This is a genomic window from Pedobacter sp. KLB.chiD, assembly GCF_047040275.1.
Lineage (GTDB): Bacteria > Bacteroidota > Bacteroidia > Sphingobacteriales > Sphingobacteriaceae > Pedobacter.
The window spans coordinates 1,531,637-1,556,203 of record NZ_CP178207.1 but is presented as its reverse complement, the minus strand read 5'-3'; the positions used below and the strand labels follow the sequence as shown (position 1 = coordinate 1,556,203).

At 41.2% G+C, this 24,567-nt stretch carries 20 protein-coding genes and 3 tRNA genes; 5 read left to right on the top strand and 18 right to left on the bottom strand.

Going from position 1 to position 24,567, the window contains the following annotated elements; translation table 11 throughout:
• Positions 1-13: 13 nt before the first annotated feature.
• From ACK1I8_RS06195 to ACK1I8_RS06130, 14 genes are all read right to left on the bottom strand, one after another.
• Positions 14-790 carry a WecB/TagA/CpsF family glycosyltransferase gene (locus ACK1I8_RS06195; RefSeq protein ID WP_412468466.1) on the bottom strand — a complete coding sequence of 259 codons (777 nt, stop codon included), beginning with the start codon at positions 788-790 and terminating at the stop codon, positions 14-16.
• A gap of 219 nt (positions 791-1,009) precedes the next feature.
• A complete protein-coding gene (locus tag ACK1I8_RS06190) occupies positions 1,010-1,555 on the bottom strand; it encodes a DapH/DapD/GlmU-related protein (protein ID WP_412468465.1) in 546 nt (181 codons plus the stop codon).
• Between the two features lie 2 nt (positions 1,556-1,557).
• Positions 1,558-2,679, bottom strand: a complete 1,122-nt coding sequence (locus ACK1I8_RS06185; RefSeq protein WP_412468464.1) for a glycosyltransferase family 4 protein — start codon at positions 2,677-2,679, stop codon at positions 1,558-1,560.
• Positions 2,680-2,714: 35 nt separating this feature from the next.
• A complete protein-coding gene (locus ACK1I8_RS06180) occupies positions 2,715-3,596 on the bottom strand; it encodes a glycosyltransferase family 2 protein (protein ID WP_412468463.1) in 882 nt (293 codons plus the stop codon).
• On the bottom strand, positions 3,487-4,905 hold the full coding sequence (locus ACK1I8_RS06175; RefSeq protein ID WP_412468462.1) for a hypothetical protein: 1,419 nt from the start codon (positions 4,903-4,905) through the stop codon (positions 3,487-3,489). The genes ACK1I8_RS06180 and ACK1I8_RS06175 overlap by 110 nt, the downstream gene beginning before the upstream one ends.
• Positions 4,902-5,525 carry an acyltransferase gene (locus tag ACK1I8_RS06170; RefSeq protein ID WP_412468461.1) on the bottom strand — a complete coding sequence of 208 codons (624 nt, stop codon included), beginning with the start codon at positions 5,523-5,525 and terminating at the stop codon, positions 4,902-4,904. The genes ACK1I8_RS06175 and ACK1I8_RS06170 overlap by 4 nt, the downstream gene beginning before the upstream one ends.
• A 12-nt stretch (positions 5,526-5,537) precedes the next feature.
• A complete protein-coding gene (locus ACK1I8_RS06165) occupies positions 5,538-6,929 on the bottom strand; it encodes a lipopolysaccharide biosynthesis protein (protein ID WP_412468460.1) in 1,392 nt (463 codons plus the stop codon).
• Between the two features lie 2 nt (positions 6,930-6,931).
• The gene (locus ACK1I8_RS06160) at positions 6,932-8,287 is read right to left on the bottom strand and encodes a nucleotide sugar dehydrogenase (protein ID WP_412468459.1); all 1,356 of its coding nucleotides are present in this window, start codon (positions 8,285-8,287) and stop codon (positions 6,932-6,934) included.
• 54 nt (positions 8,288-8,341) lie between these two features.
• The gene (gmd, locus tag ACK1I8_RS06155) at positions 8,342-9,439 is read right to left on the bottom strand and encodes a GDP-mannose 4,6-dehydratase (protein ID WP_412468458.1); all 1,098 of its coding nucleotides are present in this window, start codon (positions 9,437-9,439) and stop codon (positions 8,342-8,344) included.
• A 26-nt stretch (positions 9,440-9,465) separates the two neighbouring features.
• Positions 9,466-10,413, bottom strand: coding sequence for a GDP-L-fucose synthase family protein (locus tag ACK1I8_RS06150; RefSeq protein ID WP_412468457.1), 948 nt, complete (start codon positions 10,411-10,413; stop codon positions 9,466-9,468).
• 26 nt (positions 10,414-10,439) lie between these two features.
• Positions 10,440-11,438 carry a mannose-1-phosphate guanylyltransferase gene (locus ACK1I8_RS06145; RefSeq protein ID WP_412468456.1) on the bottom strand — a complete coding sequence of 333 codons (999 nt, stop codon included), beginning with the start codon at positions 11,436-11,438 and terminating at the stop codon, positions 10,440-10,442.
• Between the two features lie 39 nt (positions 11,439-11,477).
• Positions 11,478-13,862, bottom strand: coding sequence for a GumC family protein (locus ACK1I8_RS06140; RefSeq protein WP_412468455.1), 2,385 nt, complete (start codon positions 13,860-13,862; stop codon positions 11,478-11,480).
• Between the two features lie 8 nt (positions 13,863-13,870).
• Positions 13,871-14,635, bottom strand: a complete 765-nt coding sequence (locus ACK1I8_RS06135) for a polysaccharide biosynthesis/export family protein (RefSeq protein WP_412468454.1) — start codon at positions 14,633-14,635, stop codon at positions 13,871-13,873.
• Positions 14,636-14,645: 10 nt separating this feature from the next.
• Positions 14,646-15,152 carry a UpxY family transcription antiterminator gene (locus ACK1I8_RS06130; RefSeq protein WP_412468453.1) on the bottom strand — a complete coding sequence of 169 codons (507 nt, stop codon included), beginning with the start codon at positions 15,150-15,152 and terminating at the stop codon, positions 14,646-14,648.
• A gap of 430 nt (positions 15,153-15,582) precedes the next feature.
• On the opposite strand from ACK1I8_RS06130, the gene glmS reads away from it, so the two are divergent.
• The gene (glmS, locus tag ACK1I8_RS06125) at positions 15,583-17,421 is read left to right on the top strand and encodes a glutamine--fructose-6-phosphate transaminase (isomerizing) (RefSeq protein WP_412468452.1); all 1,839 of its coding nucleotides are present in this window, start codon (positions 15,583-15,585) and stop codon (positions 17,419-17,421) included.
• 559 nt (positions 17,422-17,980) lie between these two features.
• Here the strand turns inward: glmS and ACK1I8_RS06120 are convergent.
• From ACK1I8_RS06120 to ACK1I8_RS06105, 4 genes are all read right to left on the bottom strand, one after another.
• Positions 17,981-18,054 (bottom strand) — tRNA-Pro (locus ACK1I8_RS06120).
• 55 nt (positions 18,055-18,109) lie between these two features.
• Positions 18,110-18,183, bottom strand: a tRNA-Pro gene (locus tag ACK1I8_RS06115).
• A 102-nt stretch (positions 18,184-18,285) separates the two neighbouring features.
• Positions 18,286-18,372, bottom strand: a tRNA-Ser gene (locus ACK1I8_RS06110).
• Between the two features lie 82 nt (positions 18,373-18,454).
• Positions 18,455-20,461, bottom strand: coding sequence for an HD family phosphohydrolase (locus ACK1I8_RS06105; RefSeq protein WP_412469351.1), 2,007 nt, complete (start codon positions 20,459-20,461; stop codon positions 18,455-18,457).
• Positions 20,462-20,651: 190 nt separating this feature from the next.
• Here ACK1I8_RS06105 and ACK1I8_RS06100 point away from each other — a divergent pair, with 190 nt between their 5' ends.
• The 4 genes from ACK1I8_RS06100 (at position 20,652) to ACK1I8_RS06085 (ending at position 24,546) form a co-directional block, all read left to right on the top strand.
• Entirely contained in the window at positions 20,652-21,509 is an 858-nt protein-coding gene (locus ACK1I8_RS06100; RefSeq protein WP_412468451.1) for an SPFH domain-containing protein, read from the top strand.
• 4 nt (positions 21,510-21,513) lie between these two features.
• The gene (locus tag ACK1I8_RS06095; protein WP_412468450.1) at positions 21,514-22,035 is read left to right on the top strand and encodes a hypothetical protein; all 522 of its coding nucleotides are present in this window, start codon (positions 21,514-21,516) and stop codon (positions 22,033-22,035) included.
• Between the two features lie 2 nt (positions 22,036-22,037).
• Positions 22,038-22,211 carry an Arc family DNA binding domain-containing protein gene (locus tag ACK1I8_RS06090; RefSeq protein ID WP_412468449.1) on the top strand — a complete coding sequence of 58 codons (174 nt, stop codon included), beginning with the start codon at positions 22,038-22,040 and terminating at the stop codon, positions 22,209-22,211.
• 1,159 nt (positions 22,212-23,370) lie between these two features.
• Positions 23,371-24,546, top strand: coding sequence for an acetyl-CoA C-acyltransferase (locus ACK1I8_RS06085; RefSeq protein WP_412468448.1), 1,176 nt, complete (start codon positions 23,371-23,373; stop codon positions 24,544-24,546).
• Positions 24,547-24,567: the final 21 nt, after the last annotated feature.

Genomic DNA, 24,567 nt, shown 5'->3' with positions numbered 1-24,567 from the left:
ATTTTAAGACTATTTAAGAAGAAATATTATCAGTTTGGTTGCGTTTGAAGAGCAATGTGCGCAACAGCAGAAAGATAAAACCCGTATTGGTGATTAAATACCGTTTAAACAACCTGCGCGGTTCTTTACACATCCTGAAGAGCCACTCCAGTCCGGAGCGTTCCATCCATAAAGGGGTACTTTTTTGCTGCTGTGTGAGAACCTCTAGCGCAACGCCAATGCCAAGCATTACTGCCGGGATTCTGTTTTTCATACGGGCCATCCATTTTTCCTGTTTCGGACAACCTAAGGATACAAATACAATGGCAGCTCCTGATCTTTTTATTTTCTCGATTACTTCCAGATCTTCCTCCTCACTCAGAGGCCTGAAAGGCGGAGAATAACTGCCCACCACCTGTATACCCTGGTAGTTATTTTCGATGAAGTTTACCGCACGCTCAAGTGCAGCCGCTTTTCCACCATAAAAGTAAACAGGCAATTGCTGTAATGCACATTTTCGGAGGATAGCGTCCATCAGGTGTCGGCCGGCAATTCTATCCGTTTTGATGCCGTGAAGCAACGCCATACTCCAGCAAAGCGGCATTCCATCAAGAACTGCCATGTCTGCATGCTGGAGAACCATGCCAAAGGCAACATCCTTTTTAGCTTCCATCAACATGTGTACATTGGATACACAGATATAAGCAGAATTTTTTTTCTCTGCCAAACCGATAATGGCCGAAACGGCATCGGCAAAGTTCAACGTAGAGAAATTGAACGAGAAAATTGGTTTTTTGGATATTAATTCCATAACTGTTTGAGGATTGGTTTATGTTTTGGCCCCTGGGGAGACGAGGCAACAGTATTTTTTAGGCATAGCGCTGCCATTACTGTCGAAAAACAGGTTCCTGGCCCAACCATAGCGGTTAAACCAGCACTGTGATAGATTTATTTTGCTTATTGTGCCTGACTGGCGTGCACTGTTGGTTTTTGGTTTTTATACTGAGTGGCTGTAAAGTACAGCCACGAATTAATGGTACTGATTCAAATTACGAATGTGTTTCAGTTCATCCAGATCATTTTCAAATCTTTTCCGGATTTTTTTTGCAGGTACTCCTGCATAAATCCAGTAGGCATCAAGATCTTTGGTAACCACCGAACCCGCTGCTACAATACAACCATTTCCAATAATTACCCCGCTCATAATAATCGCCCCATAACCTACCCATACATCGTTGCCCACAATAGTGATTAGACCTTTGCCTTTCCATTGATAATCCGGGCTCCTGATCTGTTCTGCTATTCTAATGGGTGTACCGATCTGCTGAAAATGATGGTCATACTTTCCCACCACGGCAACCCTGTTTCCAAAAATGACATGATCTCCAATGATACAGTCTGCCTCGATCTGTGAATCTCTTCCGATGTAAAAATTTTTCCCGATAACCAGTCTGTCTTTTGCCCACAACCTTGTCCGGATACCAGCATGAAAACCTTCGGCAATATGATACCTTCTCCAGACGGTTTTGAGCAGCAGCTTAATTCTGATGTGCTTAACCAGCGATATGATTCCCATTGCTAAACCTGAAGTGTTTTGGTAATGCCGGCAACAAAATTATTCACCATGTTTTCTACCGTATATAGCTTTGCAGAAGCTTCACAATTTATTTTCAACTGATGAATCTTTTTGGGCTTATTTAATAACTCTACTATGGCCGTAAGGTAATCTGTTACGTTATTTTTAGAAACGATGCCATTACATTCATTAATCAGGTATTCAAATTCAGGCCCATGAAATGCATAATCAGTGGTAATCATTGGAGTGGAAAATGCAAAAGCATCCAATATGGCTAATCCAATAGCCCCAGGCATTAAAAAGAGTGTCGAGATCTTAAAATACAAGGCTTTCTCTCTACCAAATTTAGGCCCAACCATGCGCATCCATGGCCTTGTAAGTGCTTCTTGATCTACATATTGCCTAAGAGGTCCTCCACCAACAATGATCAGCTTAAATGGATAACCCATAGCAAAAAGCCTGTCGCAGGTTTCTATAAGAAAATCTAATCTTTTCTCCTTATACAAGGCACCACAATAGATCAGTACCTGATCATTGTCACAAATATCCAGTGCCGACTTTAAACCGGATACTTCTGCCTGCGTAATGGAATTGATATCATTGATCAATTCACGGGTATCAATAGCATTCTCCACTACCGTAATTTTATCCGGAGGATAACGATTACCTATTAACCTATGCCTGATATTGGCGGTATAAGCGAACCAATGATCGGTATAATTGGAATATATTCTTTTAAAGCGGTTTAGCAACGATCCTTTGTTCGCTTGCATGTTACTCCCATGTCCCCAAAAGGCAAATTTCTGACCTAAGATAAATCTCCTGTAAAGTAATACATAGTTAATGAGCAGCTTATTTGCCTGTTCTACAATAACAAGGTCGGCGGTTTTTATTTCTGCCAAACAGGGTTGCCATATAAAAGCTTTCTTGCCAACGGTGAAAAACTTGTTTGGCCTGAATTGCCCGAAGTCTATTTCGCGGCTATCGTTTTTCCCCTGGGAGTCTACGTTTCCGTAGATAATATGAAGCTGGATAGACTTTTCTGCCAGTTTTTTATGGAGTAGGGAAAAAAATTCAAGGCGGTACTGTGGCATCGACTTGTAAAGAATCAATACATTCTTCATTTGATTAAATTAGTTTGAGCGTACGAAAAGAGAGATTATGCAGTTTTAGTATTAAAAATTAATCCGGCGACCATTCTGGCAAAATCGATCAGAAAATAGATTGGCGCAGGCGTTCGGGAATGCTTAAGTGCCCAGCGCCACCTTATTTTCAGATTTCCGGGTGATTTTACAGAAGTAAAAACTTTGATCAGGTAAGGCAGTGAAAAACGTTCAGATGCCAGGCCTGTTTCCGCAACGTAGCTGTGTACCAATGCTTCCGTACTCATGAGCAACGAATAGCCATGTTTTCTTGCACGAAGACTAAAATCTTCATCAGCTGCATAATGAGGAAAGTTATGCTCATCAAACAAACCCATATCTAAAAATGCTTTTACCGGGATTAACGTTCCTCTTCCGGGCAACAGATCTGTTCTGATTGTTTTGTACACCTGTCTTAAATCCGCATAACAAAGTGATAAATCTACCCTGCTTTTATAACGGGCTGTCCAGGGATCGTAACTGGTGCCAGCGAAAATCACTTTTTGTGGATCAGCTATATCTACACTTACGCTGCCCACTATAGTTTTCGGGTGAAGAGATGCTGCTTTTAACAGACTGCTCAGGTAATTCCGACCTACTTCAAGGTCATTATTCAGTGTTAAAATATAAGTTGCCTGTTGATTTAGCGCATGTTGCACGCCTAAATTGGTTGCAGCTGTCCACCACATATTCTCGTTGCCTTGTAAAATGACTACCTGAGGAAAATTTTCTTTGATAATGGCACTGGTTCCATCTGTAGATCCATGATCTACCACCACGATCTGAAAATCATGAATATCCTGATTTTCGAGGCTCTTCAGGCACTTTATAGTATAGCTGATTCGATTGAACACCGGGATAACGATATAAACCAAACCTTTCACTTTTAAATATTCCATTAACCAATAACTTAAAAAAGTAAACGTAGAGCATCATAGAGAGGCATCCGAAAAAAACGGTAGCCTGACCATTGATAATTAAAATGTAAAGGGCATAAAGAATAGCATGTTGAATGAGTTCAAATACAGCGCATGGCTGTGTAAGTTTAAGGGAAGTTTTATTGATAAAATAGGCCAGTGGAATCATTGCTAGTACACCCCAGCTACCATAGGCAAAGTATAATTCCGAAATAATTCCCGTCCTGATACCAAACTCAATGTTGTAAGCATTCATCCATACATAGGCGCTTCCCATGTGCGTAAGGGCCTCTTTATCAAATCCAAAAAAGTTCAATATGCCTGAGTTGAAAAAAGCTCCCAGGTTACTTAAAAAGAAATCATAATCCTTTACAGTCGTGTCACTGAATTTTTCATAGGAATACACAAAATCTTTGTATTCTACGCCAAAAGGAATTTTCTCGATAAATATTCCCAGCCATTCATCCACATTGTTATTGCCCAAACGGATGGCCAGCATACTAATATAAATTACTACTATCGCTGCCGAAATCATAATGATTGGCACATAGGATGTTTTCTGTTGAGGTGAAAGCAGCTTTTTCAGGTAATCGTTAAAAGGAATAAAGGCCAGCAGACAGATGAAAAGGATAAATCTTTTTCCATCAACCGACGAAATAAATAAAATAAAAAATGCAAAGATGATATTGAGCAGGCGGAACTTCTTGAGCTTAAAAAAGTAAACAGTGAGGAGAAAGCTGTATACACAAATAAATTTAAAACCATATAAGGCGCCGTAATCGTAATTATACATCTCATCAACGAAGTTATCTCCAGATAAAATGGGCAGAAAACCAACCGCTTTGTATAAAGAAATAATAAATAAAACCGGAAAAACCAGCATTACAAAGTAGAATACCGGATGATTGAGATGAAAATCATTGGCTCGCTTTACCGAAATAACTGTTTTGTTTTTGGACTCAAAACTAATCAGGGCAATGATAAAAACGATCAGATTCAGAAAATACAGTATCGATGCATCATGAATATTGACATAAAACGTGGTATCATACACAATTACACTGTTGATATTTAATACGCCAAGAAAAAAAAACGAAATCCAGAATCTTGCCAGCAAGAGGTTGTATTTGTTGCGAATAAAAGTTGATGCCCAATAACAAAGCGCAGCAAATACCAATACATCTGTTGGCGTATAGATCACCTTATTAGACCGCTGAAACAAAAAGCCTATAACCGGGTTCATCAATGCAATGAGCACATAGGGATAATATTTTTTTAGGAGTGTGATCATGACCTGATTGGTTTGATTAACCTGGCAGGATTACCCGCCCATATTTCATCCTCGGGAATATCTTTAGTGACTACCGAACCTGCACCTACAATAGATTTGCTACCTATTTTTACGCCCTTTAAAATGGTGGTGTGGGCGCCAATAAATACATCATCGCCAATAAACACAGCAGCGCTTTTTCTATTGGCCACATCCTGGCAGCGGTTCTTTCTTTGCAAATAATCCGTACTGTGAAAGTCGGTATCATAAATCACCGTATTACCACCGATCTTTACATTATTGCCAATAGTGATACGGTGGCTACAAATGATGGCAACAGCGCTCATACCCACATTTTGCCCGATAAGCAAAGCAGCGTCCCGGCTAACTACAAAACAGCATTTTTGCTGTCTGCCAATCATATTGTATCTGCCGCCGTTATTCATCTTAAAGTTTTCTCCTATACTCATTTTTCCGAATGGAGAAATGTCCAGATATGGAATACCATTGGATTTTAACCCACGACCAAATGACACCAGGTTTGCTTTTAAAAGCATAATAGAGATGAGGTATTGAAGTGAGGAAGAAACCGATCTATAACCCCATCTTAAAGTGCGGTAGGTCAGATTAACGAAGTTCATATTATAACATTTTTAATTGCCCCACCAGCCACTATTCGCACCTGCCAGAATTTTATTGCTCTGGATCCAGAGCAAAGTCGTCATTACAGCCAGCACTATCACATTTGAAAATACGGCACCAGCTACACCGATCTTTCCGGTCATCCAAACAGAGAGCGGGATATTAACGAAACAGGCAATAATGTAGAGGTATTTTTGCAACCTGATCTTACCCAAACCATTGAGAAAATAACTATTCAGAGACATTCCGGTGTATACCACCGCATAACAGGCCATGGCAAAGGAAAGTACCTTGGAAACCGACACTGAGCTACCTATCCACAGACTGTAAATCAAATCAGATAGCAAAAACAACACTGGAATAATCAGTAGCGAAACCAATAACCAGATTCTTTTCATCTTCCTAAAATTTGTTTTCATCCAAACCAGATCTTTTTTTGCATAAGCATCAGCAAATGCGCTCCAATAAGGGGTCATCAAAATGGTGAATGCCATAATGATGATTGAGAACAGCCGGTAGGCAATATTAAAACTGGTGACGGATTGAGGCCCGATTACACGGCTGATGATAATATTATCGGTTTGGAAAAGTACAAGCGCACCGAGCTGAATTAAAAAGAATGCCCCTCCAACATGGAGTATTTCCTTTGCATATTTTAGCTTTACATATTTTAACTCAGGACTGATATGGTTTAACCTGCCATTAAATAATATAAGTGTGGCTATTAAAAGTATAAACAAGGGCACAAATGCCAATGCAACCGTTACCATCAGCAAACTTGCCGGCACCGTAAATCTGAATATCAATACCGTAATCAAGACACCCAGCTGCCCCAGAAAAGATATAAATCCGGCCAGTGCAGACTGGTGAATAGCGGTAACCACCACATTAATGATCTGAGCACTTAGCTGAATACAAAATGCTCCAATTAAGATCAGCAAAAGCAAATGCATATCTGCCGTAACTGCGCATGGGATATTTAAAAAACCGCGCCAGTTAATTAGTGGGTTGATTATGCAAAAGAATAAAAATACACAGCCTGAAATTACAATTAAGGCGGCATAGGTAGAACTGATGTATCTTTTGGCTTCCTCGTATTGCTCATGAGCCATGGCATGCGTGAGTTTATTCCGTAGTCCGTTACCCATTCCGATATCAAAGAAACTCATCCAGCTCATGATCGAACTTAAAGTGAGCCAGATCCCGTAATTGGTAGCACTGATGTAATTAATGGTGAGTGGTACTATTATTAACCCGATCAGGATACTGCCTCCTTTTACGCCAAAGGAGATGATCACATTTTTAAAGATTTTAATTTCCCTGGCATCCTTCTTCTCAAAAAAAAAAGAAGCTTTCCGCCTATAAAAACTAAGGCTGTTGACAATACGTTTTTTCACTGCCATATTTATAATCGACCATCTACCAAATTTCTGTCAATTACGGATTTGGCATCGAATATTACCCCATTTTGATTTTTGAGCTGTTCGACATCAAGTTTCATAAATTGTTGATGGGCTACAGTAAGGATAATGGCATCGTAATTACCCTCGTGATGGAGATTGTTCATGATTTTTACACCATACTCACTGTATACCTCATCAGCATTTGCCCATGGGTCGTAAACATCTACGCTCAGGCCAAACTGAACAAGTTCCATATAAATATCAATTACCCTAGTATTTCTGACATCCGGACAATTTTCCTTAAACGTGAAACCCAAAATGAGGCATTTTGCATTTTTGATTAAAAGTTCTTTTTTGATCATTAATTTAAGCACCTTATTCACCACGAAACCACCCATGCTATCGTTTACCCTTCTACCTGAAAGAATAACCTGCGGATGATAACCGAACGATTCCGCCTTGTGGGCCAGATAATAGGGATCTACACCAATGCAATGGCCACCTACCAGACCTGGTTTGTACGGCAAAAAATTCCATTTCGTTGATGCCGCTTCAATTACATCAGTGGTATCGATGCCAATGCGATCAAAGATCAGGGCGAGTTCATTAACAAAAGAAATGTTAATATCACGCTGTGCATTTTCAATCGCTTTACTGGCTTCTGCAACTTTTATACTGGGCGCCAGGTGTGTTCCGGCCGCAATGATCGAGGCATAAAGGGCATTAACTTCCCTTGCAATTTCAGGCGTGGAACCTGAGGTCACTTTTTTAATTTTGGTCAGTGTATTGATTTTGTCACCGGGATTTATCCTTTCTGGTGAATAACCGCAATAGAAATCTTCGTTAAATTTTAATCTGCTGTTGGCTTCTAAAACCGGTACACAATCTTCTTCTGTACAGCCCGGATAAACGGTAGATTCATAAATTACGATATCACCCTTTTTCAATACCTTCCCTACTGTTTCGCTTGCTTTTAAAAGCGGGTGGAGATCCGGTTTTTTAAACTCGTCTATAGGTGTAGGTACGGTAACAATAAATATTTCGGCGTCCCGGATTTCTTCAATGGAAGAAGAAAAAATGATGCTACCTTCTCCCGGCAACTCCATAGCTGACAATTCATCAGCTAAACCATTGGCCTGTATTGCTGCCTCTGCAAAAGACAAGTGGTTTTTGGCCCTTAGGATGCCATCTAAACATGCTTTGCTAACCTCTTTAGTGCGGTCAAAGCCATTGTTCAGTTCAGCAATTCTGTTGGTATCGATGTCAAATCCAATCACCGCATATTTCCTGGCAAATTCAATCGCCAATGGCAAGCCAACATATCCTAGTCCAACGACTACAATTTTTTTTTGATCCATTTTTTGCTGATCTAAGTTTTTAAAACGGGTTGCATCCCTAATACTGGTTTGTACCTATATGATTTGATGCCTGTATTTTTTGGTTACCTCCATATTCAGGTTTTCTATATCGGCTGCCACCATCTCCTGTACCAACGCAGCGAGGTCGTATTGAGGTGTCCATCCCAATTGGGTTTTTGCCTTTATAGGATCGCCGATCAGCAGTTCTACTTCTGTTGGCCTGAAATAAGCCTCATCTACCGCAATGATCTCTTTGCCAATACCGATCTGATACTGCGGGTGATCGCACGCGGCAACATAACCCCGTTCATTTAACCCTGTCCCCTCAAAAGCCACCGTAATGCCTACCTCGGCGAATGCCATACGCACAAAATCTCTTACTTTAGTGGTGATCCCGGTAGCGATTACATAATCTTCAGGTACATCTTGTTGCAAAATAAGCCACATGGCTTCAACATAATCCTTCGCATGGCCCCAGTCACGAAGGGCATCCATGTTGCCCAAATAAAGTTTCTCCTGGTAACCCATAGCTATTGCTGCCACCGCCATGGTAATTTTACGGGTTACAAAAGTTTCGCCACGCAAGGGAGATTCATGATTAAATAAAATACCATTGCAAGCGTAAATGCCGTATGCCTCGCGGTAATTCACGGTGATCCAGTAGGCATACAACTTAGCTACCGCATATGGACTGCGTGGATAAAATGGGGTAGATTCTCTCTGCGGAACTTCCTGAACCAAACCATACAGTTCTGAAGTAGAAGCCTGATATACCCGTGTTTTTTTCTCCAGGCCTAAAATGCGGATGGCTTCCAGCAGACGTAATGTACCTGTTCCATCGGCATTAGCCGTATATTCAGGGGTATCAAAACTGACTTTAACATGGCTCATCGCTGCCAGGTTATAAATTTCGTCTGGTTGAGTTTCCTGTATAATGCGGATCAGGTTCGTACTATCCGTCATGTCGCCATAATGCAGTTTAAATCTTAATTCATCCACGTGTGGATCTTGGTATAAAAAGTCAATGCGTCCGGTATTGATCAGGGAAGATCTTCTTTTAAGTCCATGTACAAAATATCCTTTCTTTAAAAGCAATTCAGCCAGATAGGCACCATCCTGCCCGGTAACACCTGTAATAAGCGCTGTTTTCATTATATTTAATTTATGTTATTGTCGTTTTATTGAGCGTAGCGGAGTGCCTGGGTAGATTCCAGAAAATCGAGATATGCCTTGGTAACGCCCTTTTTCAAAATGGTCTGATGCTTCCAACCCAAAGCGTGCAACTTCGAAACATCCATCAGTTTGCGGGGTGTACCATCGGGTTTGCTCTGATCGAAAATTAAATCCCCTTTAAAACCGATGACTCGACAGATGAGCAAAGCAAGTTCTTTAATACTCAGATCTTCTCCGGTACCGATATTAACCGGCTCTTTTTCATCGTAATGCGTCATCAGAAAATAACAGGCATCAGCCAGGTCGTCAGCATATAAAAACTCTCTTTTAGGTTCTCCGCTGCCCCAAACACTAACCGATGGATAATCATTTACCTTGGCTTCATGGATTTTTCTGATTAAGGCTGGCAATACATGCGAATGCTCGCGATGATAGTTATCACCTTCGCCGTAAAGATTGGTAGGCATAACGCTAATAAAGTTACATCCATACTGATCCCTATAGGCTTCGCAAAGTTTTATACCTGCTATTTTGGCTATAGCATAAGGCTCATTGGTAGGTTCGAGTAATCCGGTAAGTAAATACGTTTCTTTTAAAGGTTGAGGTGCCAGCTTAGGATAAATACAGCTGCTTCCCAAAAACATGAGTTTTGTTACACCGTTGACGTAGGATTGATGAATCACATTATTCTGAATTACCAGATTATCATATAAAAACTCTGCTCTGTAAGTATTATTGGCTACAATCCCACCAACTTTTGCAGCGGCGAGAAAGACATATTCCGGTTTCTCTTTTGCAAAAAACTGGCCGACCGATTCTTGATCTCTGAGATCGAGTGCTGCCGAACTTCTGGTAATAATCCGATTGTAACCCTCTTTTTTTAATTTTCTATAAATGGCTGATCCAACCATTCCGCGGTGACCAGCTATATAGATGACTGCATTTTTATCCATGTTTTCAATAATTTACTTGGTTGAGACTATTGCAGTAAAGCAGGCTTTTCCAGTTCCAGTCTATCATAAATTTCTTTCACTTTCTGGCTTTGGTTCCGGGGAATCACAAGAATGGCGTCATTCGTTTCTACGAGAATGAGGTTTTCCAATCCGATAAATTCCACATGCTTATTTTGAGTAGCGATTACCAGGTTTGGCATGGCCTTATTGTTTCCGGAAATATTTTCCTTATAATCCCAAATGGCATCAAAAGAGCCGAGATCGCTCCATTTAAAATCAGCCTCAATTACCCTCAGATTAGCAGACCGCTCCATAACCGCATAATCTACACTGATAGCGGGTATTTCTAAAGTTTCGGAGGAAGGCATAAAGGTACCAGACCTGTGACACCATGTTTTATATGCGGCCTCGTAAACTGTGGGCGCATGTAGCTGCAGTTCTTTGATATATACGCCTGCCTTGAAACAAAACATACCACTGTTCCATAGGAAAGAACCATTCTCTAAAAAGCCTTTTGCAGTTTCCAGATCAGGTTTCTCTCTAAACGAAAGTACCCGGTTATCCGCCTTTTCGATGTAGCCATAGCCTGTTTCCGGTTTTGACGGACGGATACCGAAAGTAACCAGCACATCCTGCTCAGCCAGGGCTATACCTTCTTCCATTGACTGCTGATATTGTGTACATCCAGTTATCATATGGTCAGCGGGTGTTACAATTGCGATATCATTCTCGGCTAATCCGAAACAAGCAAAAGCGATGGCAGCTGCTGTATTTCTCGGAGTAGCTTCAATGATAAAAGAGTAATTATTGATGTTGCTATTGGCTATCGCCTGTTGTGAGAGGTGATGATTATCTTTATTGCCCACAATGATACAACCATCTGAGATGGCCTTGTTTCTGTCCAAAGTCAATTCAAACATCGATTTTCCATCAATAATGGGGAGGTATTGTTTTGGCGCAGATTTTCGCGAGAGCGGCCATAAGCGACTGCCAATGCCACCGGAAAGGATAACGTTATAAATCATAGAATTCTAAAAGTTTGATGGTGATACTGAAATTTCAGCTTATTTTTTCCGGAAGAAACCTAGCAAACGTTTTTTAAACCCGGTAGTTTCATCCATATAACTGCCATAACTATAGCTATAGCCATAATTACCGCCATAACCTCCCATTCCGCGTTGCTTTACACTATTGAATACGATGGTGAGTTTTTTGAGCTTACCCTCATCAATCAGTTGCCTGATAAATTTCAAGTAAACTTTTGGCGTATACTCATGTCTGACCACATAAAGCGATACCGAACTGAATTTTGCGAAGACCAGTGCATCGCTTACCAAACTAATTGGAGGGGTATCTACAATAATATAATCAAATTTATTTTTGAGCTTTCCGATCAGGTCGGAAAATTTTTCACTACCTATTAACTCTGTAGGATTGGGCGGAATAGCGCCCGAAGAGATTAGACTTAAGTTCTCTACCGGTTTTCCTTTTACTTTAGCCTGCTGAATGATCGCATCCATATCGGCAGCATCAATAAGATAATCTGTTAAACCTGGGCCGGCAAGTTCCGGAAAACCTCTGCTTAGCTTAGGTTTGCGCAGATCCAACTCCAATAACAGCACTTTTTTCCCGATCAACGACATGGCGATCGCCAGGTTTTGAGCCACAAAAGATTTACCTTCTCTTGGTATGGATGATGAAACCTGGATGATCTTATCATCTTTACCCAGGCCCAGATAGGATAAATTGATCCGCAATGCCCGAAATTGTTCTGCTATTATAGATCTTTTGCCTTCAGCCACAACGAGATTGTGTTTATCCTTATTATAAGATAGCTCACCTAAAATCGGAGCAGGAAGCCGCTGTTCCAGTTCCTCACGAAACATCACCGTTTGCATGAGTCCCTCCTTCAGCCATACTAAGCCTGCTGAAATTCCGATGCCAAGGGCCAGGCCAATGAAATAAATAAAGATTTTTTTAGGCTTAACAGGCTTTGAACTCGCAGATGCGGGTTCAATTAACCGACTATCGGCCGCAGCAGAAGCATAAGAAAGCGCGGTTTCTTCTCTCTTCTGCAGCAGAAAAGTATAAATGCCGTTTTTAATCTCTTGTTGTCGCGAGATATCAATCAGCGCTTTTTCTTTTCCCGGAATCTGTTTAAGCAATCCTTTACTGACGCTCAGATCATGATTCAGGCTGTTCGCTGAAGTCTTTAAATTGGTGCGGATATTATTAATATTTTCTAAAATCGCCTTTTTTAACCTGCTGAGTTCCTCATTAAGCTGTTGTTGCTGGTAGTTTTGTTTTCCGGTAATGCCATCAATTCTGGCTAACTGGGCCTCTACATCGAAAATTTTTCCGAGTAAATCTGCCAGCGCCACATCATCAATGCCCATTAGTGAGGGAGATATTCCGGTATTTGACTTTTTCTTGTAGATATAATCTTCCACATCTTTTAACACCAGCAGCTGCAGGTTTACCTGAGCAAGCTTTTCGTCATTATCCTTAACTGTTTCCAGGTAAATCTGCCCTTGTGCGCTGATATCGAAGATGCCCTCCTTTGCTTTAAAATCTTTAATTTCCTGTTCTACTGATTTGAGATCTTTGGTAATGAGTTTAAGTCTTTCATCTACAAACCTAAGGGTATTTACTGCGGTAACGTTTTTATCCTCAATAGCCGCTTCATTATAGGCGCTGAAAAGCGCATCGATAATTTTGATACCCTTTTCCGGATCTGATTCTTCCATACCGATAGAAATAACAGAAGACTGTTTTGAACTGGCTTCAGCCTTAATGTTCTCCTGCATGCTTTTTGCCAATTCTTCTAATGGCGTAATGATAATGGTAAGATTTTCAGGATGCTCCGCACCGTATTTGGCGAGATAATCCGGATTGACTGCAAATACAAAATCATGTCCCTGAATTTTTATAGCGTTACCCATTGCAAAGTTTGTACTATTGATGCCAACGGTGTGTTGCTTAAGGTTAACTGATACCTGAAGTTTGATTAAAGATTGGGGTAAATTTTCCTTATTCAGGGCATAGATTTTTAAAGGTGCGTCTTTCCCATACCGTTCCACGTCCCTAATTCTACCCTGATGCATTTGGGTAACATACAAATCAAGTTGTTTGATTACCTTTTTAATAAGTGGAGCAGAGCGGATAATTTCAATCTCATTCTCGACGATTTTCTTCTCTCCAAAAATATTTAACGCGTCTAATATCTTTCCGGCGTCTACGCCTTTTTTCTCATCTTTCACCAGAATCTTCGAATCTATTTTAAAAATCGGACTGGTATAACGCAGGTAAAGAAAGCTACAAAGAAGCGTAATCAGCGTACTTAGCAAAAACAATGGCCAAAACGGAAGAAAACGCTGAACCATATTGCCCAGTACATTTTTTTCCTGATGATCAGCCAGTTGAAACTGATGGTTTATTTCGTTATTCAAGATGATGTTTATTTGAAAATGGTGTTAACAAGAACCAATGCTGCCGCTGTAATAATAGCAGGGATGAGTGTTGCCATTTGGCTGGTTCTGAATTTTTTGGATGATCTTGGCTCAACATAAATGACATCGTTTGCCTGGAGATAAAAAAACTCCTGCGCTACAGACGCCCTGTTGGTCATATCAATGCGATGATATTGCTGGGCTTTCTCATTTTCACGAATCAGCATCACCCTTTCCAGATTTCCAAATTCGGTAATCCCTCCTGCTTCGCCAATGGCATCGAGCAGGGTCATTCGTTCATCTACTTTTCTATAGCTACCCGGCTTCATTACTTCTCCGATCACGGTAACACTGAAATTCAGCTGCCTGATGGTCACTACGGGATCTTTTAAATAGGCTTCGAGCGATTTGCCAAGCTCATTTTTGAGCTTGCTCTTGGTTTTCCCCGAAGCGTCAATGAGACCGAGTACCGGAAAATTAATCTGGCCATTTTCATCAACCAGGTATCCATTGAGTTGTAAAACATCTGTTTGTATGCTCCCGGCAAGAACATTGTTGAAATTAGCTGATCCCAACACATCTGCACTGTTTACATAGATATACAGCAGGTCACCTTTTTTAATGGTATCTACCACGACTGTTTTTGGAACACGATATGTTTGCTGATCTTTTAAATCATCAAAAAAATTGATTTTTCTACTTGTTCCGCAGGATAAGAGATCGAGAATAAAAATAAAGCCGATCAGGTAAGCGGATATTTTTGCAGCCTTCAAAGTAATAAAGTTAGTTTTTTATGAGAGATAAATCTGATGTATTGACAATAGCCGTAAGGCTCATGCCAATGGAGAGGATTTCGAGCTTAACTTGTTTGCCCGATGTGAACAGCACCCTGGCTTCTCTACCTTTCAGGTAACCTGAATTGATCCTGATTTTATCGTTGATCCTGATCTGCTCCTGGTTTACCTTCACATCAGAATAGTGATTCAGAAAATCCTTAATTGCCTCAATTTCTACCTCTCTGATGACTGCAGGTTTCCCCTGCCAGTGCACAAAGTTGACCACTCCATCGGTTTCCTTTACCCGCCACATATTTTTCTTATCGATCTTAACGAATACATAAGATGGGAACAAAGGTTGCAGGATCGTTTTTTTGCGATCGTGCCATTGCCGCACCACTTTGTTTAAGGGACAATAAGGTAAAAGGCCATTCGCTTCGAGCCTTTCGGATACTTTTTTTTCAAATCTCGGCTTTGTATAAACCGCATACCATTCTGTTGAGGCGCTTATCATTTTTAAATTCTGAGTGGACAATAGCTTCGCTAAACCTGACTAACATTCAGGTGAATTATTAAATAACCGGAAACAACATTTTTTATTTCCTGTGCAAATTTAGAGCTTGATGGAATAAACCATCCCCCTTAAATAAGGCAGGTATATATTTTTTAGTTCATTTTTTTTATTAATTTTATATACAGACAGGTCAGCCGATGCGGGTGCTAACGTTCCGGTACCACCGTACAATTAATGGAACCGTTAAGCCATTAAGTTTTGAGCCTTAAACTGGTTTTCTCAATCTACCGAAATGAAGAGGTTCTTCCCCTACCTTTACTTTGGATCTTGGCGGGCAATCCCTGTATTTCCGTTTATTCACCATTTAATCCCTAAAACGAGGGATAAAGCCGCTATTTTCAATAGATATATTTGCCGCAAAAACAAAAATATGTGCGGAATAGTTGGCTATATAGGCTACAGAGAAGCCTGGCCGGTGATTATCAAAGGCCTGAAACGGCTGGAATACAGAGGTTATGATAGTGCTGGAATTGCCATTGCAGGAGATAATGGTCAGTATATCTATAAAAAAGCTGGAAAAGTGGCAGCACTTGAGGATTTTGCTGCAAAACTCGATCAATCGGGCAATGCAGGCATGGGGCATACACGATGGGCAACACATGGGGAGCCATCAGACCGTAATGCTCATCCACATCTCTCCAACAACGGCGCGCTCGCCATTATCCATAACGGCATTATTGAAAACTATGCAATATTAAAAGAAGAACTCCTTGAACGGAACCATCAATTTGAAAGTGATACCGATACAGAGATTCTGATTCACCTTATTGAAGAAATACAGCAGATAGAGCACCTGGAATTAGACCGTGCCGTTCAGCTCGCCTTGCAACGGGTAAGCGGAGCTTATGCTATCGTGATTATGGATCGCAATGCACCCGATTGCCTCATTGCCGCCAGAAAAGGAAGTCCGCTGGTGATTGGAGTGGGTGTAGAAGAATATTTTATCGCATCCGACGCGACACCAATTGTAGAATACACCAAAAATGTAATTTACCTGAATGACAATGAAATCGCTTTAATCCGTCCTCATTCTTTGTTGATCAAACATCAGGACGATGTGATTCAAACACCAATGATTCAGGAACTTGAACTGAAGCTTGAACTGCTGGAAAAGGCGGGGTTTGATCATTTTATGCTCAAGGAAATCTTTGAACAGTCTCGAACGGTAAGGGATTGTATGCGTGGCCGCATTTATCCTGAAACCGGCGAAGTACGCCTCGGGGGAATTAAAGCGTTTGCAAAAAAGCTGGAAAATATAGACCGGATTATCATCGTGGCCTGTGGAACATCATGGCATGCGGGTTTAGTTGGTGAATATTTAATTGAAGAATATGCCCGTATTCGGGTTGAAGTAGAGTATGCCTCGGAATTCAGGTATAGAAATCCGATTATTACGGAAAAAGATGTGGTCATTGCCATTTCCCAATCGGGAGAAACCGCGGATACTATTGCTGCCATCGAATTGGCAAAAACACGTGGGGCAACTATCCTGGGGATCTGCAATGTGATCGGCGCATCCATTCCGCGTCTCACACATGCCGGAGTATATACCCACGCCGGCCCGGAGATTGGTGTAGCCTCTACCAAGGCCTTTACTGCACAAGTTACTGCACTGACCTTAATTGCCTTTTACATGGCACAGCATAAGGGAACCCTTACCACTTCAAAATTAATTGAACTGTTAACTGAACTCGATGCCATACCCGGAAAGATACAGGAAACCCTGAAATCAAGTCAGCTGATTAAACAGGTAGCCGAAAACATGAAGGATGCCAGTAACTGTTTGTTCCTCGGCCGCGGAAGTGATTTTCCTGTTGCTTTGGAAGGTGCATTAAAATTAAAAGAAATTTCCTATATACATGCCGAAGGGTATCCTGCAGCAGAAATGAAACATGGCCCGATTGCACTGATAGATGCAGATATGCCGGTAGTCTTTATTGCCACTAAGAATTCTTCATACGAGAAGGTTATCAGCAATATTCAGGAAGTGAAGGCCAGAAAAGGCCAGGTGATTGCGATCGTAACGCAGGGCGATACCGAAGTAAAAAAAATGGCAGATTATTGTATCGAAATCCCTGGTACCAATGAAGCTTTCCTCCCCCTCCTGGCCACTATTCCACTTCAACTACTCTCTTATTATATTGCTGTGATGAGAAACTGTGATGTCGATCAGCCAAGAAACCTGGCCAAATCAGTAACTGTTGAGTAGATGAACCCGGTTGTAAAAGGCTACAATGATTTTAGGGACCAAAGTTTGGAGCGAGCGGGCAAGCGCATTCTTTTTTAACATCATGAATTAAAAAAAAATGATCTTAACCCATAATGCCCCGAACATGCTGATAACTGAAACTAGTACGTGATTAAATTATTAATGTTCGAAATTGTCAAGTTTAAGGTAGACTGTAAACCTGCAGGCAGCGATAATGATAATGTTAAGATATCCAAAGTAATAATATCCTAAAGAAATAAATAAACTGCTCTACTCCCAGGCTTTGAGTTTGATCCCTATTTATTTACCGAATCCAGAACTGTTGAATACGATCCTTGATCTGTAATCCCAGGCGACTCGCACCATGCAAATTACTATCACAATAAATAAGCTTATAAATCTCACGATCTAAAGGCTTATTGCTATTTGTGCGGGGATGCAGGGTTAGCTACGCTGATCCTGGAATTTTTTTTTTGAGATAAGCTCCAGCCTTCGCAGCTCCCTGGCACTTCATGAAACAACAAAGCCCTTCTTGCGGTGCAAGAAGGGCTTTCATTTGTCGGGATGGCAGGATTCGAACCTACGACCTCCACATCCCAAATGTGGCGCGATACCGGGCTACGCTACATCCCGAACATTGGTATCGATCTTTTTTTAATCCTGTTGTAAAGTGGATTGAACTTTTTAGTCGGGATGGCAGGATTCGAACCTACGACCTCCACATCCCAAATGTGGCGCGATACCGGGCTACGCTACATCCCGAACTTTGGTATCGATCTTTTTTAAACCTTATTTCTAAGGGATGGCAAAGATATGGATTTTATTGGGTTTTTCCATTTATTTACCAACTTTTTTTTATTTCAGCGGTGAGGGCGGGATTCGAACCCGCGGTACCGTTACCAGTACGACAGTTTAGCAAACTGTTCCTTTCGGCCTCTCAGGCACCTCACCTTCAAACCTCCTTTTTTCCGCCCTACCGGCGTTGTTTTGAGGTCTGCAAATATAGTAAAACAAGTTATCGAACAAAAAAAAATTACAAATTTTGTTGATAATCTATCCGCACATGATAAATACTCATGAGCATCGTCTTGAATATCAATTTGATAGTCTCGATATCTTTTAACGTCAAATCGCAGTCATCTAACTGATTTTGCTCCAATTTATAGTTAATGATGCGTTCAACGATGTCGTTTATGTTCTGTGCATCGGGATTTTTGAGACTTCTCGAGGCTGCTTCCACAGAATCGGCGAGCATTAGCACCCCGGTTTCTTTGCTAAAAGGTATCGGCCCCGGGTAGCGGAAAATATTTTCGTCGACAAATTTTTCAGGTGTATTTTTTAAAAACGACTGGTAAAAATAATCGACACGGGTATTGCCATGGTGTGTTCTGATGAAATCGATGATGGCTTCGGGAATCTGGTTCTTTCTCAAAATTTCAATTCCTTTGTGTACATGCTGAATAATAATTTGCGCACTTTGCTCGTAAGGCAATTTATCATGCGGACTCACGGCGGTATTCTGGTTTTCGATAAAATACTGCGGATTGTCTACCTTACCAATATCATGATATAAGGCTCCTGCCCTAACCAGTACAGAATTACCGCCAATTTTAAATATTGCTGCTTCAGCAAGGTTAGCTACCTGCAAAGAGTGCTGAAAGGTCCCAGGCGCTTTAAAGGCCAGTTCCCTTAACAGTTTATTATTGGTATTGGTCAGCTCGATCAACGCTACATCGGAGGTGATGCCGAAAATACGCTCGAACAGGTAAATTAACGGATAAGCCAGGAGCGATAACAATACGCTAAAAACAAAAGGGACAAAATTCACCCATTCAATTTCGCGAAAAGAACCTTCGCGGAGTAAGGCAATACCCACGAAAGAAACAAAATAGGCCAGCAGAATAAGTAAAGCCGAAACCAGGAACCGCTCACGCTTCACAAAGTTTTTAATGCTGAATATGGCCACCATACCCGCTGTAACCTGATAAAACACAAATTCGAAACTGTTGGCCACAAAGAAGCCGGCAATTAAAATCACCAGCATATGGAGATAAAGTGCCAAACGGGTATCAAACAAGATCCTGATGATGATAGGCACCACACAGAAAGGAATATAGTACAAACTTGGGATCTCCATCTTTATGGCCCATGTTAAAGCTAACAGCATTCCCGTGGTAACAATAAGGATTAAGGAAAGCTGACGGTTATCGGCAAAAATATCCTTCCGGAATAGAAAAAGGAACGACATTAATATTGTGATAATAAAGCCAACCAATACCACCTGCCCCAGATAGACGAGTGCCCTGCTGCCAATGGTTTTGGTTTGTGCATCGTAGGTAGCTTTATAAGATTCCAGTTTCTGATAAATTTCTTCATCAATCACATCGTTTTTGGCTACAATAAGCTCGCCCTTTTGTACCATCCCTTTAGTAGTAGAGATATTGTTCACCGTATTATCCTGTATAGTTTGCGTCAGCCGTTCATCAAACACAATATTTGGGGTAATATGATCAATGGCCAGGTTGGCAACCAGATCGCCCATTACCTGATTTGGAGCCTTAAAATTATCTTTAAAAAAATTCAGGGCCGATTCGGCCGTAAAAACATCCTGTGTATTTTTCTCCTGTGCCACATTATTTTCAATCAGCGAAAAATCATAGTTTTTACCACCTGCCTGGTGTTTCACATTCAAGCCAATAATCCCCTTCTCATAAATACGCTGCAGCAACTTATAGGCGGCATTTTTATAAGTGTCCCGGTCTTTCTCGCTAAGCTGTTTCGATTTCCATTTTACATCAAATTCGTTGGCAAACTCTTCCAACGCATTCGCCGCAATGCTCCTATCCAGCTGATAAACCGGTAAAATATCTTTTAAGGCGTTTTTTTTATCCGCATTGACCTGTGGATTCGTTTTTAAAATAGCAAAACTGAAAGGCGCAATCAGATCCTTGTTTTTCCATACTGCATTTTTTTCAAACTCATATCTAAACCGGGGCTGTTTGGGCAGGAATAGCGTAATAATGAAAACGGTAAATATCATCATCACATACTTCAGGTTTGATGAATACTTCCGGTAAAGGATCTTGTGGGAATTTCTCTTGATCTTGGCCAAAACGATGTCTTTATTGTATTGTCAAAAGTAACATTTTTATCTAATATACATTTTAGGTGTTTTGTTTGCAATTGCCAGATTTTATATTTTACTTTATGATATCAAATTAATATCAATTATGTATCAGGAAAAAATTATCAGTCCGCCATCTGGCTATCTAACTTTCGCATTGAGCTTAGCATTATTAGGCGCTTCTGTTTTTTGTTTTGTTTCACAGATTTTTCTTTGGGGAGGTGTTTTATTAGCGATAGATGTATTTTTAATCTTTCCGGGTTTCTTAATTATCAACCCCAACCAATCGATGGTCCTCACGCTGTTTGGAAAATATATGGGTACGGTGAAAGCCGACGGCTTTTTCTGGGTAAACCCTTTAACGGCAAAAAGACGGGTATCGTTAAAAGCAAATAATTTAAACGGGCAGCAGCTAAAGGTGAACGACAAACTGGGCAATCCGATCGAAATTGCGGCTGTGGTGGTTTGGAAAGTAAATGAAACGGCTAAAGCCGTTTTCTCCGTAGAAAATTACATGCAATATGTAAACATCCAGAGTGAAGCTGCTGTAAGGCATCTGGCAAACATCTTCCCGTATGACCATGCTGAAGGAGATGAAGCCAGCATCACCTTAAAAGATGGTGCCGAAAAAGTAAGTGAACTTTTGGAGAGTGAGCTGAATGAACGTTTATCACGGGCGGGCATAGAAGTTTTAGAGGCCAGGATTTCGCATTTAGCCTATGCACCAGAAATTGCGAGCGCTATGTTACAGCGCCAGCAGGCTACAGCGGTAATTGCAGCCCGTAAATTAATCGTTGAAGGTGCGGTGGGTATGGTAGAGATGGCGTTAGAAAAATTATCGCAAAAGGGAATTGTTGATCTGGATGAAGAGCGTAAAGCAGCTATGGTGAGTAATTTACTGGTTGTACTTTGTGGCGACCGCCATGTGCAACCTGTAGTAAATACGGGTACCTTATATAATTAAACAAATGGAATTTGAGGAAAAACAGCATTTAAAATTGTGGTGGCTATACCTTCTCGTAGGTGTTGATGCCATAATTGTATTGAGCATAGTGCTTTTCGACAAAGGCGGCATGAGCTTTACAGACTTAAAAGCCGTTTATTTTGCGCCACTGTGGGCCGTAATTTTACCTTTTGCCATTATTTTCCTCATCCAGCAAAATGTTTTAACATTGCGGATCAACCAGAAGGGCATTTACTATCGTTATTTTCCATTTAAAGCCAGATTAAAACACCTTGAATGGGACGAAATAACGAAGGCCTACATCACAAAGTATGATGCCTTTGGTGGTTATGGTGGTTATGGGGTTAAAAGCCGACTTTGGTTTAAATTCAATGATAAAGCTTATCTCTTAAATGATAAAGACAGGGGCTTGCAACTGGAATTTAAGAACGGCAAAAAACGGCTTTTCAGCTCCAACCGGATCGATGAAATGGAAATATTCCTGATCAATTTAAAAACGAGGTATAATATACAAGCAATACAATAAGAATGGCGGAGAAAGATAAAAAAGCGTTTGTATTAAGGATTAGTCCTGCTTTGTTAAAAGAAGTAGAAACCTGGGCCGCCGATGAATTTAGAAGTACGAACGGGCATATTGAGTTTTTGCTTACGCAGGCTATTAAATCAAGAAAAAAGGGAAAAGCAAAGGACGATCAACTTTAAAGGCTAGCCGGAAATTAAAAACCAATTAAGCAGACATCAAAACATTAAGCTTTAACACTGCATCGTTATCATAAAACTAATCAGCCGCCCTGCGCCCCCCCACGTTAATAACGATGAGAATAATCCGCGCCATAAAAGAAAACACTCCCAAGCACCACCCACCTAAGTTAATTAAACCTGATGGCAGCGGCAGCTCCGAAGCATGAGGGCTATAGCGAACAGCAGGACTGAACTACCCTAAGCACTACAAGTTTTGCTTTCCAAAACCTTAATCAATGAAATAGCCATCAAGATATTAAGCTTTAACACCGCATCGTTATCATAAAACTAATCAACCACCCCGCCCTTCGGGCACCCCTCCTCAATAAGGAGGGGAGTAATCGGTGCCATAAAAGAAAACACTCCCAAGCACCACCCACCTAAGTTAATTAAACCTGATGGCAGCGGCAGCCCCGAAGCATGAGGGCTACAGCGAACAGCAGGACTGCAGCAAGCGAAAAATACTAAACGTTCATTTCCAAAACCTATACCAATTAAGCAGACATCAAAACATTAAGCTTTAACACCGCGTCGTTATCATAAAACTAATCAGCCACCCCGCCCTGCGGGTACCTCTTCCTAATAAAAGGGGAGTAATGGGCGCCAGAAAAGAAAACGCTCCCAAGCACCACTCACCTAAGTTAATTAAACCTGATGGCAGCGGCAGCCCCGAAGCATGAGGGCTATAGCGAACAGCAGGACTGAACTACCCTAAGCACTACAAGTTTTGCTTTCCAAAACCTTAATCAATGAAATAGCCATCAAGATATTAAGCTTTAACACCAGGTCGTTATCATAAAACTAATCAGCCACCCCGCCCTGCGGGTACCCCACGTTAATAACGATGAGGATAATCGGCGCCAGAAAAGAAAACGCTCCCAAGCACCCCCACCCCGCTTCATTAAACCTGATGGCAGCGGCAGCCCCTAAGCATGAGGGCTATAGCGTACAGCGGGACTGAACTACCCTAAGCACTACAGGTTTTGCTTTCCAAAAACTTATCATGATCAGCGTGCTAAAATCGTTTTTTATACGTTATTTTTAAACCCTGCAGGTTTTGGAAACCTGTGAGGTTTGACTAACTTAGCAGCCTAACCAAAAATTCATAAAATTATTATACATGAAAGAAGTTGTAATTGTATCAGCTGTGCGAACGCCTATTGGAAGTTTTGGAGGCTCATTGGCTCCATTTTCTGCTACCCAGCTTGGTGGCTTTGCCATTAAAGCCGCTATTGAGAAAGCCGGATTAAAACCAGAACAAATCCAGGAAATTTACATGGGTAATGTTTTATCGGCTAATTTGGGTCAGGCACCAGCTACACAAGCCGCTAAATTTGCCGGTTTGCCGGATTTACCTGCCACAACAATCAATAAAGTATGTGCTTCGGGTACAAAAGCAATCATGCTTGCCGCACAGAGCATTGCAAATGGTAATAATGAAATTATTGTAGCCGGTGGCATGGAGAGCATGAGCAATGTTCCTTACTACCTGGACAAGGCCAGAAATGGCTATCGCCTGGGCCACGGACAAATTACAGATGGTTTGGTAAAAGACGGACTTTGGGATGTATACAACGATTACCACATGGGTTCTGCAGCCGAACTTTGCGCCACTGAATGCCAAATCAGCCGGGAGGCACAGGATCATTTTGCCATCGAATCGTACAAAAGGGCACAAGCTGCACAAACTGCTGGTAAATTTGCCGATGAAATTGTGCCCATTGAGGTTAAAGACCGCAAAGGAGAAATTACTTTGGTTGATGCTGATGATGAACCCATGGCGGTTAAGTTTGATAAAATACCTTCATTAAAACCTGTTTTCAAAAAAGACGGAACGGTAACCGCTGCGAATGCTTCTACGTTGAATGACGGTGCAGCAGCGTTGGTTTTAATGAGTGCCGATAAAGCAAAAGCGCTGGGCTTAATGCCTTTGGCTAAAATTTTAGGTTATGCTGATGCACAACAAGCGCCTGAATGGTTTACAACTGCACCTTCAAAGGCCATTCCTTTAGCTTTACACCAAGCAAATGTAAATATAAAAGACGTAGATTATTTCGAAATCAATGAAGCTTTCTCTGTAGTTTCCATTGCGAATAACCAACTTCTCGAACTAACCGACAGTCAGGTTAATGTAAATGGTGGTGCGGTTTCCCTAGGTCACCCACTCGGTGCATCGGGTGCGCGGATTGTAGTGACCTTACTTTCGGTACTGGCGCAAAATAACGGAAAAATCGGTGTGGCCGGAATCTGTAACGGCGGTGGTGGTGCAAGTGCTCTCGTTATCGAAAAACTATAAAAAGCCTGTTTCTGCATTTAC